The organism is Glaciihabitans arcticus (assembly GCF_004310685.1).
GTDB lineage: Bacteria > Actinomycetota > Actinomycetes > Actinomycetales > Microbacteriaceae > Conyzicola > Conyzicola arctica.
Genome location: NZ_SISG01000001.1, coordinates 1,718,075 through 1,733,194 on the forward strand (window position 1 = coordinate 1,718,075; position 15,120 = coordinate 1,733,194).

Consider the following 15,120-nt stretch of genomic DNA (forward strand, 5'->3'; position numbering starts at 1 on the left):
GGCCCCATCGTCGTGACCACCAGCAGTGACCCGAAGTTCCGCACCGAGCACGACACGATGGGCGAGGTCCTCGTTCCGATCGACGCGCTCTACAGCGCCCAGACCCAGCGCGCTGTCGAGAATTTCCCGATCTCGGGGTCCGGCCTCGAGGCCGCACAGATCGTCGCTCTCGCGCGAATCAAGAAGGCCGCGGCCCAGGTCAACGCCGAGCTCGGTGTGCTCGATGCCGACATTGCCGATGCCATTGCCGGCGCCGCCGACCTGCTCATCGGCGGGGCTCATCACGATCAGTTCCCGGTCGACACGTACCAGACCGGTTCGGGCACCTCCTCGAACATGAACATGAACGAGGTGCTCTCCAACCTCGCGACGACCGCCCTCGGCTCCCCCGTGCACCCCAACGACCACGTGAACGCGTCGCAGTCGTCGAACGATGTCTTTCCGACCTCGGTGCACGTTGCGGTGACGGGCGCCCTGCTCGGCGACCTGATCCCCTCACTCACGCACCTGGCTGCCGCACTCGACGTCAAGGCCGAGCTGTGGAAGGACGCCGTCAAGGCCGGCCGCACCCACCTCATGGATGCCACCCCCGTCACCCTCGGCCAGGAGTTCTCTGGCTACGCCCGCCAGGTGCGCCTCGGCATCGAGCGCGTTCAGGCGACCATCCCCCGCGTCGCGGAGGTCCCGCTCGGCGGCACCGCCGTCGGCACCGGCATCAACACCCCGGCCGGCTTCCCGCAGAAGGTCATCGCGCTGCTCTCCGCCGACAGCGGCCTGCCGATCACCGAGGCACTCGACCACTTCGAGGCCCAGGGCGCGCGCGACGCGCTCGTTGAGGCCTCCGGCGCGCTGCGCGTCATCGCCGTATCCCTGACGAAGATCTGCAACGACCTGCGCTGGATGGGTTCGGGACCGAACACCGGCCTCGGTGAACTGCACATCCCCGACCTGCAGCCCGGGTCATCCATCATGCCGGGAAAGGTCAACCCGGTGATCCCCGAGGCCGTCATCATGGTCGGCGCGCGCGTCATCGGCAACGACGCGACCATCGCGTGGGCCGGCGCCACCGGAAACTTCGAGCTCAACGTCGCCATTCCCGTCATGGGAACCGCGCTGCTCGAGTCGATCCGCCTGCTCTCGAACTCGACGGTGCTCCTCGCCGACAAGACCGTGGACGGCCTCTCCGCGAATCTGGACCGCGCTCGCGCGCAGGCCGAGTCCTCGCCATCGATCGTCACTCCCCTCAACCGCTTCATCGGATACGAGTCGGCCGCCAAGGTCGCCAAGCACGCCGTCGCCGCCGGCATCACGGTGCGCGAGGCGGTCATCGAGCTCGGATTCGTGGAGCGCGGCGAGGTCTCGCTCGAGCAGCTCGACGTGTCGCTCGACGTGCTCTCGATGACCCACCCGGGCTAGGTTTCAGGCGGCCACGAGCTCCGCGACGGGCTTGCGAGGGGCGAGCCGCATCCCGCCCACGCCGATGAGGCAGAGGGCGATGATCCCATAGCGGGCCACGAGCAGCAGGGCTGCAACGACGAGCGAGGCGTCCACGTCACGCACGAGCAATTGCAGGAAGGTGAGGATGGCGCCGTTCGCGAGCAGCGCCGCACACAGCGCCGCTGCGGTGATCACGACGACGCCACCCGTCGTCGCACCTCCCTTGAAGCCGAAGGCCACGACCATAGTCGCGAGCACCGCACCGACGATTGCCCACACGACGAACACCACATCGACCGCGCCGTCATACCTGATGATGGCCGCGCTCAACTCGGCTCGGGCCTCGGCCGAAATGCCTTCCATCTCGACATAGGGCGCTCGTGTCGACCAGTGCCGCACGGCCCCGAGTACTCCAGCGGCCACAGCAGCCGCAACCAGGACGCCGCCCAACAGTGCGACGCTGCGCGGGTGTCCCGTCGACGCCTCGCGCACTGCGAACGCGCGAACGAGCAGCACGGCCGCTGCTGCGATGAGCACGGCGGCCACGAGGTATGCCGCGGTCGCCGGGGTGAGGTAGGGGTTGTCGACATCCTCGAGACCTGAGCCGATCGTGGCGTAGGCCAGCGGCGCAGCACTGGCGAGCGCGAGAAGCCACACGGCGAGACGCACGGCACCCGGCACACCCCTCGTGAAGCTCAGAGTGATCGAGGCCAGGACGGCGAGCACGGTGTAGACGGTGAGCAAGCCCGAACCGATGAACATCGCGAAGTCTATGACCCCGTGTCCCACAAGCCCGCCGAAGGTCACAATGCTCGCGTACTGGCTGAGGCCGAGGAGGGCCGCGCTCAGAGCGAGCCCCGCCGCGAGGCGGGATCGTCGCTGGGTCGCGCCCGTCGACACGGCCCGGGTCTCGATCACGGGTCGGTCCACGCTGACCGCGAACGCCAGCGAGCCCATGGCGATTTCCGACGGGCGGATGCCGGCTTCCGCTGCATCCCGCAGGTCGGCCGCCCACTGCTCGCGGTAGCGGTCCCGCATGCTGCTGGGGAGCATCCTCACCGCCACCCGGACGGCAAGCCGCGCGACGGCGCTCACGCGACGACCGCCGTTGCAGCGGCGATGGTACCCGGGCGCGCCTGCTTGCGCGCGAACTCGCCTATCGCCGTTTTTGCGGCGGCGGCTCCGTCGGAGGTCAGCTCGTAGAATCGGCGGCGGGGTCCGACGCGGGTCGGGTTGTCTTCCCACGTGGACGTCACCCAGCCGGCCCTCTCAAGCCGCTCGAGGATCGGGTACACGCTGCCGGCGGGGCGTCCGCTCGACTTGATCACGAGCATCCCCCACACCGCCTCGCCAGAGGCGTCGAGCACGGAAAGCACGTCGATGGTGGCCGGGGTGATGCGGGAGAGAGGTTCCATGCGTGCAACTCTACCTATATAGAGATAGAGGAGCAAGAGAATCTCGCGCCGCGCCCGAGCGCCCCGCCCGGTGCAGCGACGCCCGCCCGGGACACACCCCGGGCGAGCGTCGTCAGCCCGGGCGAGCGCGCGAAAGAGCCCGCCGGGACCAGGTTCCGGCGGGCTCGATTTCGATACGGCCGTGGGCGGCCTACTCCATCAGCGGCAACGTCACGCCAGCTCGTTGGACTCCAGCATCTGGGTCACGAGCGCAGCGATCGCGGAGCGCTCCGAGCGGGTCAGAGTGATGTGCCCGAACAGCGCGTGGCCCTTGAGCGACTCGATGACGGAGGCGACACCGTCGTGGCGTCCGACCCGCAGGTTGTCGCGCTGCGCGACGTCGTGCGTGAGCACAACCCGCGAGTTCTGGCCGATGCGGCTGAGGACCGTGAGCAGCACGTTGCGCTCGAGGGACTGGGCTTCATCCACGATCACAAAGGCGTCGTGCAGCGAGCGTCCGCGGATGTGCGTGAGCGGCAGCACCTCGAGCAGCCCGCGCTCGATGACCTCGTCGAGCACGTTCTGCGAGACGACCGAGCCAAGAGTGTCGAACACGGCCTGCGCCCACGGGTTCATCTTCTCGGCGGCGTCGCCCGGCAGGAAGCCGAGCTCCTGGCCACCGACCGCGTACAGCGGGCGGAAGACCATGATCTTGCGATGCTGCTGCTTCTCGAGCACCGCCTCGAGGCCCGCGCACAGGGCGAGGGCCGACTTGCCGGTACCGGCGCTTCCGCCGAGGGAGACGATGCCGATCTCCGGGTCGAGCAGCATGTCGATCGCGAGGCGCTGCTCGGCGCTTCGACCGTGCAGGCCGAAGATGTCACGGTCGCCGCGCACGAGGCGCATCTGGCCGCGGCTGGTGACGCGCGCGAGTGCAGAACCACGATCCGAGTGGATGACGAGCCCCGTGTTGATGGGAAGGTCCTGAACGGCCCGGGACGAGAGCTTCTCGGCGTCGTACAGTTCCGCCATCTGCTCGCTCGAGAGCGCGAGCTCGGTCTGGCCGGTCCAGCCGGAGTCGACGGCGAGTTCGGCGCGGTACTCCTCGGCTGCGAGGCCGATCGAGGCGGCCTTGACGCGCAGAGGGAGATCCTTGGAGACAACCGTGACGGCGAGGCCGTCGTTGGCGAGGTTCATGGCAACCGCGAGGATGCGCGAGTCGTTGTCGCCGAGCTGGAGGCCCGACGGCAGCACCGACATGTTGGAGTGGTTCAGTTCGACGCGCAGCGATCCGCCCTCACCGACCGAGATCGGAAAGTCTAGGCGTTCGTGCTGCATCCGCAGTTCGTCGAGATTGCGCAGCGCCTGGCGGGCGAAGTACCCGATCTCCGGGTCGTTGCGCTTCGATTCAAGCTCGGTGATGACTATCACCGGCAGCACTACCGCGTGTTCGGCGAACCGGAACATCGCCTGCGGATCCGACAGCAGAACAGAGGTGTCGAGCACATAGGTGCGCTCGAGGGTGGAGGTGGCGTGAGCCCCCTCCGTCTTCTGCTGGGGACTCATCTTCTCGGCCACGTGCACTCCATCCCCGAGTGCGCGGCACTCGGATCCAGTTTGCGGACGGCCAATAAATTTGCGAGAAACGAACTTACGTGGCCGTCTCGACCAGGCGCCATACCTGATGAGTTGAAACTATGCTCACCCACCGACTTCGCGCGTGCGACACGCGGCCCGCAATATGTCGTTCAGGTTAAACGTTGATCGCCGACCCGAAGCTCATCAGCGCCGCCCGCAGCATCTCGTGGGTCTCCTCGTTGGTGCTGACGTGGGCGCTGAGCCGCACGCGCCCCTCACGGGTCGTCGTCGTGACCCCGTGGTTGTACAGCGCGGCGCCGAGGATGGCGAGGTGCTCGGGTGCCGGCTCGATCACGACGATGCCCGCACGCTCGCTCTCGGGCCGCGACGAGACAACCGTCACCCCGAATTCGTCGGCGATATCGATGATGCGGTTGGTCGCCTCGATGATGCGAGACCGGATGACACCCACCCCCACCTGCGCGATCTCCTCAAGGGCAGCGGCGAACCTGCCCTGGGCGACGCGGTCGGCATTGCTCACGCTGAAGGCGCCCACACCGCGAGTGGGAGGGAGCACCTCGTCCAGCGGGGTGCCCTCGGCGTCCGTTGCGCTGAATCCGGAGAACACGGGGGTGAGTTGTTCGAGAGCGCGGTCGCTCATGGCGAGGAACCCGGTGCCCCATCCCGAACGCACCCACTTCTGGCCGCCGGACACGATCACGTCGGCGACGTGCCAGGGCGCTTCGACGACCCCGAAGCCCTGGATGGCGTCGACGATGAGCAGCCGGTCGCCGATCACCTGGCGGATGCCCTCGATGTCGGCGAGGTATCCGGTGCGGAAGTCGACGAGACTTACGGCGACCGCAACGGTCGAGCTATCGAGCTGGTCCCGCAGGTTGCCGGGCGTGACGCGACCGTCATCCGTTGTCAGCCACTGCGGCGCAAGCACACCGAGAGACTCGGCCGCGCGAACCGCGGCGAAGGTGACACTCGGGAACTCGGCCGGGGAGAGTGCCACTCCCCCGGTGATGCCGAACATGGCGTGCATGAGGCCCTGGCTGGTGTTCGGCTGGAACACGACATGCGAGGAGTCGAACCCGATGAGGGATGCCACGGCCTCGCGCACGCGCGCGTCCTGCGCCTCGAGCAGGTCGAGGCTGCCGAAGCGGGCGCGACCGAGCAGTCCGGAGAGGGCGTACTCCTCATCCTTAACGCCGCGGCCGACCGGGCCGACACGGGCGAAGTCGAGGTAGCCGGGTTCGTCGGTGAATTGCGCGACGTAGCCGTCGATGTCCATCATGAGCCGAATCTTCTCTGTCGGGAGGCGTAGTCACGAACGGCGCGCAGCAGGTCGACCTCGCGCAGGTCGGGGCCGAGCGCCTCCATGAAGTAGAACTCGCTGTGGGCGCTCTGCCAGAGCATAAAGTCGCTGAGCCGTTGCTCGCCCGAGGTGCGGATGACGAGGTCGGGGTCGGGCTGGCCGCCGGTGTACAGGTGCTCGGCGATGAGTTCGGGAGTGAGCAGCGCGGCGAGGTCGTCGAGAGTTCCGCCGTCGGCGTTGTGCTCGTGCACGATGCTGCGCATCGCGTCGGCGATCTCGCGGCGGCCACCGTAGCCGACGGCGAGGTTGACGTGCAGCCCCTTGTTGGCCTCTGTGCGCTGCTCTGCCGACTTGAGCGCCGCAGCGAGCGCGGGGGGAAGCCCTTCGCTCGTGCCGACCTGCTGCACGCGCCAGTCTCCGGTGTGCGAGAGGTCTTCGGCGAGGTCGGCGATGATCTCGTACAGGTCGCGCAGCTCTTCGGTGTCACGCGCGGTGACGTTGTCGTTGGAGAGCAGGTAGAGGGTGACGACCCCGACCCCGAGCTGGTCGCACCAGCCGAGGAATTCGTGGATCTTGGCCGCACCGGCGGTGTGACCGTGGGCTGCGGTCTCGAGGCCGCGGGCGCGCGCCCATCGTCGGTTGCCGTCGAGGATCATCGCCACGTGCTTCGGCACAGCGACCCCGGCGAGCTGGCGACGAAGTCGCGCCTGGTACAGGCCATAGAGGAAGCCGCGCCCCAGTGTTCCTCGCCTGTCCGTCACGCACTCACGTTAGCTCAAAGGGAGCACCCAGCCGTGTAAATAGGCTGGGAGCTAAGCTTGCGCCATGACCGCACGGGGAGCGAATAACGACGTAGTCGACGACGGTGGCGCCGACCTTCCCGGTGTTCCGCTGGTCGAGGAGGCTATCGACAACGAGCGACTCGAAAGGCTCGAGCAGAAGCCGACCTGGCGTGGCTGGATCCACGCCGGCACCTTCCCGGTCGCGATTGTGCTGGGCGTCATCCTCATCGTGATGGCCGACGGTGCCGCGGCCAAGATCTCGTCGTCGATCTTCGTGGCGTCGAGCCTGCTACTCTTCGGTGTGTCAGCGCTCTACCACCGCATCAACTGGAGCCCGACGACGAAGGCCGTGTTCAAGCGCCTCGATCACGCCAACATCTTCCTGCTGATCGCGGGCTCGTACACGCCGATCACGGTGCTCGCCCTGCCGCCCGAGAAGGCCACGATCCTGCTCTGGTTGGTGTGGAGCGGTGCCGCGCTCGGCATCGGGTTCCGCGTGTTCTGGGTCGGTGCACCGCGTTGGCTCTACGTGCCGTTGTACGTCATCCTCGGCTGGGCCGCCTGCATGTTCATCGTGGACTTCTTCCAGGCGAACTGGGTCATGATGACGCTCATCATCATCGGCGGTCTTTGCTACACGCTGGGTGCCGTGTTCTACGGGCTGAAGCGCCCCAACCCGATCCCCGGGGTGTTCGGCTTCCACGAGATCTTCCACACGCTCACACTGCTGGCGTTCCTCTGCCACTGGACGGGAATCCTCCTCGTGGCGACGAACCCTCCGGTGCTCTAGCTCTTTTTCTTTTGAGAAGAGGATGCAGCGGCCTCCGCTGCCTCGGCCTCGAGTTTCACCCGCACCTCTTCGCGGTATCGCACGCGCCGCACCCGTCGGTTCATGTCGACCAGCAGCAGCACCGTGAGGATGGCGACCAGGAAGGTGGCCACGAAGCCGACCCATGTCGGGGTGATGTCCGCCTCATCGCCGGAGTAGCCCGGCGTGGTGGGTGCGGGGGTGGGCACGGCCTGCGTGATCCGGATCGCGGCGCTCAGGGCCAGGTCGGACAGGTAGCTCATGGGGGCTCTCTCGGTCGGGGTCTTATACCCTTGTATCTATTCTTCTTCTTCAAGAGTAACCGCGTGCGATAGGCAGGACAGACAGTGACAGCGACCGGTGAGCGCGCCGATCTCGACGCCCGGTACGGACGCACCCGCAGCAGCGCTTCGCGCACCCGGGTGATCTCGTGGAGCGCGGCCGCGGCCTTCGTGGTCGTGTTCGTCGCGTGGCTCGTCTGGGGTGGCCTGCTGGGCGCGCCCGCCCAGCTTGAAGTGCGCGATACCGGTCACACCGTCGTCGACGGCGCGCTGGTGGATGTGTCGTTCGCCCTCACCGTCGAGCCGAACTCCCCCGTCAGCTGCGCCGTCCAGGCGCTCAACGACGGCTTCAGTGTCGTCGGCTGGAAGATCATCCAGCTGCCGCCGTCTGAGCAGCGCACACGCGCCCTCGAGACGTCCGTGCGCACCTCCGAGCTCGCGTCAACGGGATTGATCTACCGTTGCTGGCTCACCTAAGCTGGGTCGATTGTCATCGGGGGCCGGCAGTGCGCTGGCCCTTTCCCACGTCTCACCCGATTTTCTTTCCCTAGGAGCACCTCATGAGCAACGACGCTAACGTCACCTGGCTCACCCAGGAAGCGTTCGACCGCCGCACGTCCGAGCTCGAGCAGCTCACCGGCGAGGGTCGCCTCGAGATCGCGAAGAAGATCGAAACGGCGCGTGAGGAGGGCGACCTCAAGGAGAACGGCGGCTATCATGCCGCCAAGGAGGAGCAGGGCAAGATGGAGGCCCGCATCCGGGTGCTCACCGAGCTGCTGCGTCACGCGGTCGTCGGCGAGGTCGACAGTGCTTCGGGGGTCGTCGAGTCGGGTGTTGTCGTCACGGCCAACGTGCTCGGCGACGAGGAGGTCTTCCTGCTCGGGAGCCGCGAGATCGTCGGCGAGGACAGCGACCTCGACGTCTACAGCGAGGGCAGCCCGCTTGGCACGGCCATCATGGGCCACAAGGTCGGCGACAAGGTCGCCTACACCGCCCCCAACGGCAAGTCGATCGAGGTCGAGATCCTGAAGGTCGAGAACTACGCGGGCTAGCTGGCCCTAGACCACGCTGGTGGGCTCGAAGCCGCCGTCGCGCAGCTTCTGGATGACCTGCTCCGCGTGATCCGGTCCGCGCGTCTCGATGTGTAGTTCGAGCACGACCTGGCTGAACTGCATTCCGTTGCCGTGCCTCGTGTGCAGCACCTCGACGACGTTCGCGTTGGCTTCCGCGATGAGGGCGGACGTGCGGGCAAGCTGACCGGGGCGGTCCGGCAGCGGGATCCGCAGTTTCAGGTAGCGCTCCGAGGCCGCGAGGCCGTGACTGATCACGCGCTCGAGCATAAGCGGGTCGATATTGCCGCCGCTCAGGATCACGACGGTGTTGCCCGCGTTCGTGATCTGGCCGGAGAGGATCGCGGCGATGCCCACGGCACCGGCCGGCTCGACGACGAGCTTGCCGCGCTCCATGAGCAGCAGCAGGGCGCGCGCGATGAGGTCGTCGTCGACGGTGATGATCTCATCCACCGTCTCCTTGATGATCGCGAAGTTGAGCTCGCCGGGCTTGGCGACGTTGATGCCGTCGGCGATGGTCGGCAGAGTGCGGATCGCGGTGGGATACCCGTTCTGGATCGACAGCGGGTATGGCGCCGCATTGGCCGCCTGCACGCCGATGACGCGAACCTTTCGGCCCTCGAGAGCAAGCTTCTGCTTGATCGAGCTGGAGACACCGGAGATGAGGCCTCCCCCGCCGATCGGAACGATGATCGTATCCAGATCAGAAATCTGGTCGAGGATCTCGAGGCCGAGCGTTCCCTGGCCGACGATGATGTCGTTGTGGTCGAAGGGCGGGATGAGCACGGAACCCGTCGACTCGGCGAACTCGGCGGCCGCACGCAGCGGTTCCTCGACCGTGTGCCCGCGCAACACAACATCGGCGCCGTAGCCTCGCGTCGCGAGCAATTTCGGCAGAGGAACACCGACCGGCATGAAGATCGTGGCCTTGATGCCGAGTTCGCGCGCCGCGAAGGCGACACCCTGCGCATGGTTGCCCGCCGAGGCAGCGACGACGCCGCGGGCCTTCTCCTCTTCGGTCAGACGGGAGAGCCGGTTGTACGCCCCACGGATCTTGTACGAGCCGGTGCGCTGCAGGTTCTCACACTTGAGGAACACCGGCGAGCCCAGAATCTCCGAGATGAAGCCCGCGGTCTGCAGGGGCGTGACTTCGGCGACTCGGGCTACTCGTTCGCGGGCAGACTCGAACTCCGCGAGGCGTGGCCCCGCCGCGAACTCTTCACTCATACTTGCGAAACTACATCCTTTTTCAGGGGACGAGATTGCGTGCGCCACTTGCCGCTCGCGATATAGGTCACCATGACGTTCGCCACGGCCACAACCGGCACCGCGAAGAGGGCACCGACGATGCCCGCGATTCCGGATCCGGCAGCCACCGCGAACACGACGGCGAGCGGGTGGACCTTGACCGCCGAGCCCATGACGAGCGGCTGCAGGATGTGCCCCTCGACCTGCTGCACGAGCAGCACGATGCCGAGCATGATGATCGCCGGCACGGGGCCGAGGAAGACGAGCGCGACGAACACCGCGAAGATACCGGTCACCACGGCGCCGACGACCGGGATGAACGAGCCGAGGAACACGGCAATAGCGATCGGGATGACGAGAGGGAACCCGCCCTGGTCGCGGTAGAAGAGCCCCAGGATGAACGCTCCGAGTCCGATGCCGACCGCGTCGACGAACGCGACGAAGATCTGCACCTTGACGAAGGTCGTGAGGGTGAGCCAGCCGGCCTTGCCCGAACCATCGATCGCGGGGCGGGCGCGGCGCGGGAAGATGCGCACGATCCAGTTCCAGATGCCCTTGCCGTCGATGAGGATGAAGATGGTAGCGAAGATCGTGAGCAGCAGGCCGACGAGGAAGTGGCCCGCGGTAGTGCTGACTGTCACGGCGCCGGACCAGATCGTGCCGTTGTCGACGGAGGCGAGGGTCTGGTCGATGTAGTCCTGCAGCTGCTTGGAGTCGATGAAGAACGGCTCTCCCGCGAGGAAGGTCTTGAACTGCTCGAACGCAACCAGTGACCTCGCCTGCAGGTCGGGGTAGCCGCTACGGACCTGGGCAACGATGAGAGTGATCAAACCCGCGACGACCACGAGAGTCGCGACCAGCGCCACAAGCACGGCGAGCGCCTTGGGCCAGCGGTGCCGCACGAGCCAGTTCACCACCGGAACCAAAAGCGCCGAGATGAGGATCGCGACCATAAACGGCACGATGATCTCACGCAGCACGATGATGAGCAGGCCGATGACGACCAGCACAGCGGCTATGGCGAGAAGGCGCCAGGCCCATGCTCCGGCGAGTTTCACGCCCTCGGGAATCGCCTCACCCGTCGTTGCAAGGGCGGGATTGGTTGCTGGGGACTTGCGCTTGAAGAGGGCCACCCGACAATCCTAGAGCCGCCCCTTTTCCGAGATGCCCGAAGCGGCGACTTCTCAGTCTCGTTCGCGTACCGCCACCGCAGACGAGCCGAACCGTACCCGCACCTCGTCGCCGGGCGCGTACCGCTCCCCCACCGCGTGCTGCACCGATACCAGCGAGTCGTCGGCGAGACGCACGCTCGTGCGACGAAGCGAGCCGAGGAAGCTCGAGACGACGACCGTCGCCGGGATTCCGTCATCGATCGCGAAGAACACGTCCTCCGGCCGAACGTACGCGGTTACGGGGCCGGCGGCGGGCGGAGTGCCGAGAACGGGGAGCGTCGCGCCATACACGGTGACCGCGCCATCCCGAAGCTCGCCGTTCACGCGGTTGCTGAGACCCACGAAGTCCGCGACGAACGAGCTCGCGGGCGTTGTGTAGAGCTCTTCGGGGGTGCCGATCTGCTCGATGCGGCCGTCCTTCATCACGGCGACCCGGTCGGCGACGGCGAGCGCCTCCTCCTGGTCGTGCGTGACGAAGACCGTGGTGATGCCGAGGTCGGTCTGGATACGGCGGATCTGGTCGCGCAACTGCACGCGCACCTTCGCGTCGAGGGCGCTCAGCGGCTCGTCGAGCAGCAGCACGCGCGGCCGGGTGACCAGGGCACGGGCGAGGGCCACGCGCTGCTGTTGCCCACCGGAGAGCTGGTGTGCGTAGCGGTCGGCGAGGTGGCCGAGGCCCACCAGCTCGAGCGCTTCGGCCGCCCGAAGCGTGCGCTCCGGCGAAGACACGCGGCGCATCCGGAGCCCGAATTCGACGTTCTCGATCGACGTCATGTGCGGGAAGAGCGAGTAGGACTGGAAGACCATGCCGATGTCGCGCTTGTTGGTCGGCACGGCCGCCACGTCCTCGCCGTCGATGAGGATGGAGCCGCTGTTGACGAGTTCGAGACCCGACAGGGCGCGCAAGGCCGTGGTCTTGCCGCAGCCCGATGGGCCGAGCAGGGCGACGAACTCGCCGGGAGCGATGGCCAGGTCGATGCCCGACAGCGCCGAGTGCGAGCCGTAGGTCTTGACGACATTGCGCAGTTCGACTGTTGCGCCGGTGGTGGAGGTCATGCGTTGCTCCTGTCGCGGCGGGAGGATCCCAGCCGTCCGATGAGTAGAAGAAGAATGAACGCGAACGCGAGCGCGAGCAGCGCGAAGATCGCGGCCACGTACGGGTCCGACTGCGAGACCTGCAGCAGTGCGGTCTGCAGGTTCACGCGATTGAGCAGGCTCGCGATCGTGAACTCACCGAGCACGACCGCTACCGAGATGAATGAGGCAGACAGGATGCCGCGGCGCAGGTTCGGCAGCAGCACCCGAACCAGCACGGTCAGCCAGTTCGCCCCGAGCGACCGAGCGGCCTCGCTGAGCGTGACGAGGTCGATCGCGTCGACGTTCGAGCGGATCGACCGGTAGGCGTAGGGCAGCACGGTGATGCCGTAGGCGAAGGCGAGCGTCCAGATCGAGCCGCCGAAGACCTTCACCACGATCGAGTAGACCGGGGCGAGACCAACGACCAGCACGATGGCCGGCACGGTGATCGGGATGATGCAGATGAACTCGAGCACGCGCTTCAGCCGCGGAAACTGGAGGTGCACGAGGATGATCGTCGGCAGCAGCACCACGAGCACGATCCCGACCGTGACGGCTGCGAGCAGGAACGAGTTGCCGATCGCGGTGAACAGTCCGCGGTAGGTGCGCGCGGCCTCCGGCGTGAACAGGCCCGTCCAGTGGTCGAGGGTGAGGTCGCCGGCCAGGCCGTCGCGGAACGTGAACTGGAACAGCGACAGGATGGGGACCGCGAAGATCAGTGCGATGACGATGAGGATGACGCTGCGCACGACCCTGTTCGGCTCGGTGCCCATGCGCACGGCCGTGCTGACCTGCCGGCTCATCGCTGCCACCTCGAGGTGCGGCTCTGCAGGACCGAGTAGCCCCACATCACCACCACCATGATCACGATCATGCCGAGCGCGAGCGCGCCGGCCATGTTCTCGCGGCCGAGCATCGTCTCGCTGACCAGCGCTGCGCGAATCTGCAGCGGCACGATCTGCGAGCCCTGGCTGATGAGTGCGGCGGCGGTGGCGTACGACGAGAAGGCGTTCGCGAACAGCAACAGCAGGCTGCCGAAGAAGGAGGGCGCGAGCACGGGCGCCGCGATGCGCCACCAGTAGGTGAAGCGCGTGCCGCCGAGGGTGGCGTTCGCCTCCGCCCACTGCGACTTGAGGCCCTGGAGCGCCGGCATAAAGGTGATGATCATGAGTGGCACCTGGAAGTAGACGTAGGGCAGGATCAGCCCGGGCACCTGATAGAGCCAGATGCCGTCGGCGTAGATGTCGGTGCCCATCTGCATCTTGAGGAACACGGTGATCACACCGGCGTTGCCCATGGTCGCGATGAAGGCGAAGGCGAGCATCACGCCACCGAACTGGGCGAGCACGCTGCTGGCCGAGTCGACGATGGTGCGCAGTGCGCCATCCGGCTTGGTGCCGAGCATCGCGTAGCAGAACAGGGCGCCGATCACGGCGCCGATGACTGCCGTGACCGCGGACAGCCAGAACGAGGCGCCGAAGGAGGCGAGGATGTTGGGTGCGAAGAGTCCGGCGATGTTCTCGCCGGTCAGTACACCGTCTTCGGTGAAGAAGCCGGTCAATACCGCGAAGGTCGTCGGGATGACGAGGAAGATCATCACGTAGAGGGCGAACGGCGTCAGGCCGACGAATTTCGAGGCGCTGCGGATGAACCATGGTGCGGGACGAATGACGCGTGTCCCGGACTGCGGGTGGCGCCGAGGCTGAGCCTCGGCGCCACTCGTGTCCTCGGACGACGCCTGGGCGACAGTCACGAGATGTTCCTTGTGGTGGGTGCTGCTAGCTAACGGCAGCGGCCCACTTCTCAGCGAGGAGGGTGTTGGCTGCAGCGGTCTGGTCGACGTCTGCGGTGACGATGTCACCCTCGAGGTTTCCGATCTCGGCGATGAGCGCCTCGTCGGTCGTGCCCGCGGTGTTCATGGCCTCGATCGTAACGGGGTAAGCGCCACCCTTGATGAAGAGATTCTGGGCTTCGGGGCTGTAGAGGAACTCCTGCCAGAGGCGAGCAGCCGCGGGGTGCGGTGCGTCGACGTTGATGGCCTGGTTGTAGAAGCTCGTGTAGACGGCGCCCGGGAGAGTCTTGACCTTCCAGCCGTCGACCGTGGCCGCTGCTGCGAGGTTGTTGTAGCTCCAGTCGAAGGCGACCTTGGTCTCGCCTGCGGCGATCGTGGCGCCCGTGACGTTGACCGGGATGAAGTTTCCGGCGTCGTTCAGCTTCTCGAAGAACTCGATGCCGGGGGTGAAGTCGTCGAGCGTTCCACCGGACTGCACGGTCGCGAGACCCACAGCGGCGAATGCGGCGCCGGCCTGGGTCGGGTCACCGTTGATGGCGACAGCACCCTTGTATTCGCTGCCGAGCAGGTCGTCGAGGCTCGTGGGCTCGGGAACCGAGTTCGAGTCATAGCCGATCGACATGCTGCCGGTGTAGTCGTTGACCCAGAGGCCGGTCGCCTCTTTGTTGCCCTCGGGGATCTCGTCCCAGTTGGCGACCTGGTACGGGGCGAAGTAGTCGAGGCTGTCGAGGGCGACGGCCGTTCCGAGGTCGAAGACGTCGGGAGCGGTGTCCTGGCCCTTGAGGTTCTCTGCGGCGGTGATCTCTTCGGCGCTGGAGATGTCGGGGTCTGCCGAGTTGACGGTGATTCCGTACTTCTCCTCGAACAGCGCCTTGATCTCGCCATAGTTTGCCCAGTTGTCGGGAAGGGCGATGACGTTGAGCTGGCCCTCGGCCTTGGCTGCCTCGACGAGTGCGTCTATTCCGCCGAATGCCTCAGCGCTGGTCGCGGTCTTGGCGTCTACGTCGCCGGCTTCGGCGGGGGTGCCCGCGCAGCCCGCGAGGGTGATCGCTGCAGCGGCGAAGACCGCGATGCCGGCGAAAGTGCTCTTCTTGAACAAGGGATTCCTCCAAGTGGGCCATCCGGCCGCCCGCGCTGTGAGCGGGCAGTAGGGAACCGGG

Annotated in this window: 16 protein-coding genes; 4 read left to right on the top strand and 12 right to left on the bottom strand. The window is 66.7% G+C overall.

Annotation, left to right across the window (positions count from 1 at the left end; genetic code table 11):
* Positions 1–12 precede the first annotated feature (12 nt).
* On the top strand, positions 13–1,416 hold the full coding sequence (locus tag EYE40_RS08275; RefSeq protein ID WP_130981504.1) for a class II fumarate hydratase: 1,404 nt from the start codon (positions 13–15) through the stop codon (positions 1,414–1,416).
* A gap of 3 nt (positions 1,417–1,419) precedes the next feature.
* On the opposite strand, the gene EYE40_RS08280 is transcribed toward EYE40_RS08275, so the two are convergent.
* From EYE40_RS08280 to EYE40_RS08300, 5 genes are all read right to left on the bottom strand, one after another.
* The gene (locus tag EYE40_RS08280) at positions 1,420–2,532 is read right to left on the bottom strand and encodes a hypothetical protein (protein ID WP_130981505.1); all 1,113 of its coding nucleotides are present in this window, start codon (positions 2,530–2,532) and stop codon (positions 1,420–1,422) included.
* A complete protein-coding gene (locus tag EYE40_RS08285; protein WP_130981506.1) occupies positions 2,529–2,852 on the bottom strand; it encodes a PadR family transcriptional regulator in 324 nt (107 codons plus the stop codon). Before EYE40_RS08285 ends, EYE40_RS08280 begins: the two co-directional genes overlap by 4 nt.
* A 210-nt stretch (positions 2,853–3,062) precedes the next feature.
* Positions 3,063–4,397: a PhoH family protein gene (locus EYE40_RS08290; RefSeq protein ID WP_130982848.1), complete on the bottom strand. Its 1,335-nt coding sequence runs from the start codon at positions 4,395–4,397 to the stop codon at positions 3,063–3,065.
* Positions 4,398–4,584: 187 nt separating this feature from the next.
* Positions 4,585–5,709, bottom strand: coding sequence for an aminotransferase class V-fold PLP-dependent enzyme (locus EYE40_RS08295; protein ID WP_130981507.1), 1,125 nt, complete (start codon positions 5,707–5,709; stop codon positions 4,585–4,587).
* The gene (locus EYE40_RS08300) at positions 5,706–6,491 is read right to left on the bottom strand and encodes an isoprenyl transferase (protein ID WP_130981508.1); all 786 of its coding nucleotides are present in this window, start codon (positions 6,489–6,491) and stop codon (positions 5,706–5,708) included. Before EYE40_RS08300 ends, EYE40_RS08295 begins: the two co-directional genes overlap by 4 nt.
* A gap of 64 nt (positions 6,492–6,555) precedes the next feature.
* On the opposite strand from EYE40_RS08300, the gene trhA reads away from it, so the two are divergent.
* Entirely contained in the window at positions 6,556–7,302 is a 747-nt protein-coding gene (trhA, locus tag EYE40_RS08305) for a PAQR family membrane homeostasis protein TrhA (RefSeq protein ID WP_130981509.1), read from the top strand.
* On the opposite strand, the gene EYE40_RS08310 is transcribed toward trhA, so the two are convergent.
* A complete protein-coding gene (locus tag EYE40_RS08310; protein ID WP_240034762.1) occupies positions 7,299–7,583 on the bottom strand; it encodes a hypothetical protein in 285 nt (94 codons plus the stop codon). The two genes, trhA and EYE40_RS08310, sit on opposite strands and share 4 nt — an antisense overlap.
* Before the next feature lie 84 nt (positions 7,584–7,667).
* Here EYE40_RS08310 and EYE40_RS08315 point away from each other — a divergent pair, with 84 nt between their 5' ends.
* Both EYE40_RS08315 and greA read left to right on the top strand, forming a co-directional pair.
* Positions 7,668–8,078: a DUF4307 domain-containing protein gene (locus EYE40_RS08315; RefSeq protein WP_130981510.1), complete on the top strand. Its 411-nt coding sequence runs from the start codon at positions 7,668–7,670 to the stop codon at positions 8,076–8,078.
* A gap of 83 nt (positions 8,079–8,161) precedes the next feature.
* Complete coding sequence (gene greA / locus EYE40_RS08320; RefSeq protein WP_130981511.1) at positions 8,162–8,653, top strand: transcription elongation factor GreA; 492 nt, start codon at positions 8,162–8,164, stop codon at positions 8,651–8,653.
* 6 nt (positions 8,654–8,659) lie between these two features.
* Here the strand turns inward: greA and ilvA are convergent, their stop codons facing one another.
* Genes ilvA through EYE40_RS08350 form a run of 6 tightly spaced genes read right to left on the bottom strand, consistent with a single transcriptional unit; the run spans position 8,660 to position 15,059 of the window.
* A complete protein-coding gene (gene ilvA, locus EYE40_RS08325; protein WP_130981512.1) occupies positions 8,660–9,898 on the bottom strand; it encodes a threonine ammonia-lyase in 1,239 nt (412 codons plus the stop codon).
* Positions 9,895–11,052 carry an AI-2E family transporter gene (locus tag EYE40_RS08330; protein WP_240034763.1) on the bottom strand — a complete coding sequence of 386 codons (1,158 nt, stop codon included), beginning with the start codon at positions 11,050–11,052 and terminating at the stop codon, positions 9,895–9,897. The genes ilvA and EYE40_RS08330 overlap by 4 nt, the downstream gene beginning before the upstream one ends.
* A gap of 51 nt (positions 11,053–11,103) precedes the next feature.
* Positions 11,104–12,147, bottom strand: a complete 1,044-nt coding sequence (locus tag EYE40_RS08335) for an ABC transporter ATP-binding protein (protein ID WP_130981513.1) — start codon at positions 12,145–12,147, stop codon at positions 11,104–11,106.
* Positions 12,144–12,971 carry an ABC transporter permease gene (locus EYE40_RS08340; RefSeq protein ID WP_130981514.1) on the bottom strand — a complete coding sequence of 276 codons (828 nt, stop codon included), beginning with the start codon at positions 12,969–12,971 and terminating at the stop codon, positions 12,144–12,146. The genes EYE40_RS08335 and EYE40_RS08340 overlap by 4 nt, the downstream gene beginning before the upstream one ends.
* Positions 12,968–13,921: an ABC transporter permease gene (locus EYE40_RS08345; protein WP_420810039.1), complete on the bottom strand. Its 954-nt coding sequence runs from the start codon at positions 13,919–13,921 to the stop codon at positions 12,968–12,970. Before EYE40_RS08345 ends, EYE40_RS08340 begins: the two co-directional genes overlap by 4 nt.
* Before the next feature lie 25 nt (positions 13,922–13,946).
* The gene (locus tag EYE40_RS08350; protein WP_130981515.1) at positions 13,947–15,059 is read right to left on the bottom strand and encodes an ABC transporter substrate-binding protein; all 1,113 of its coding nucleotides are present in this window, start codon (positions 15,057–15,059) and stop codon (positions 13,947–13,949) included.
* Positions 15,060–15,120 lie beyond the last annotated feature (61 nt).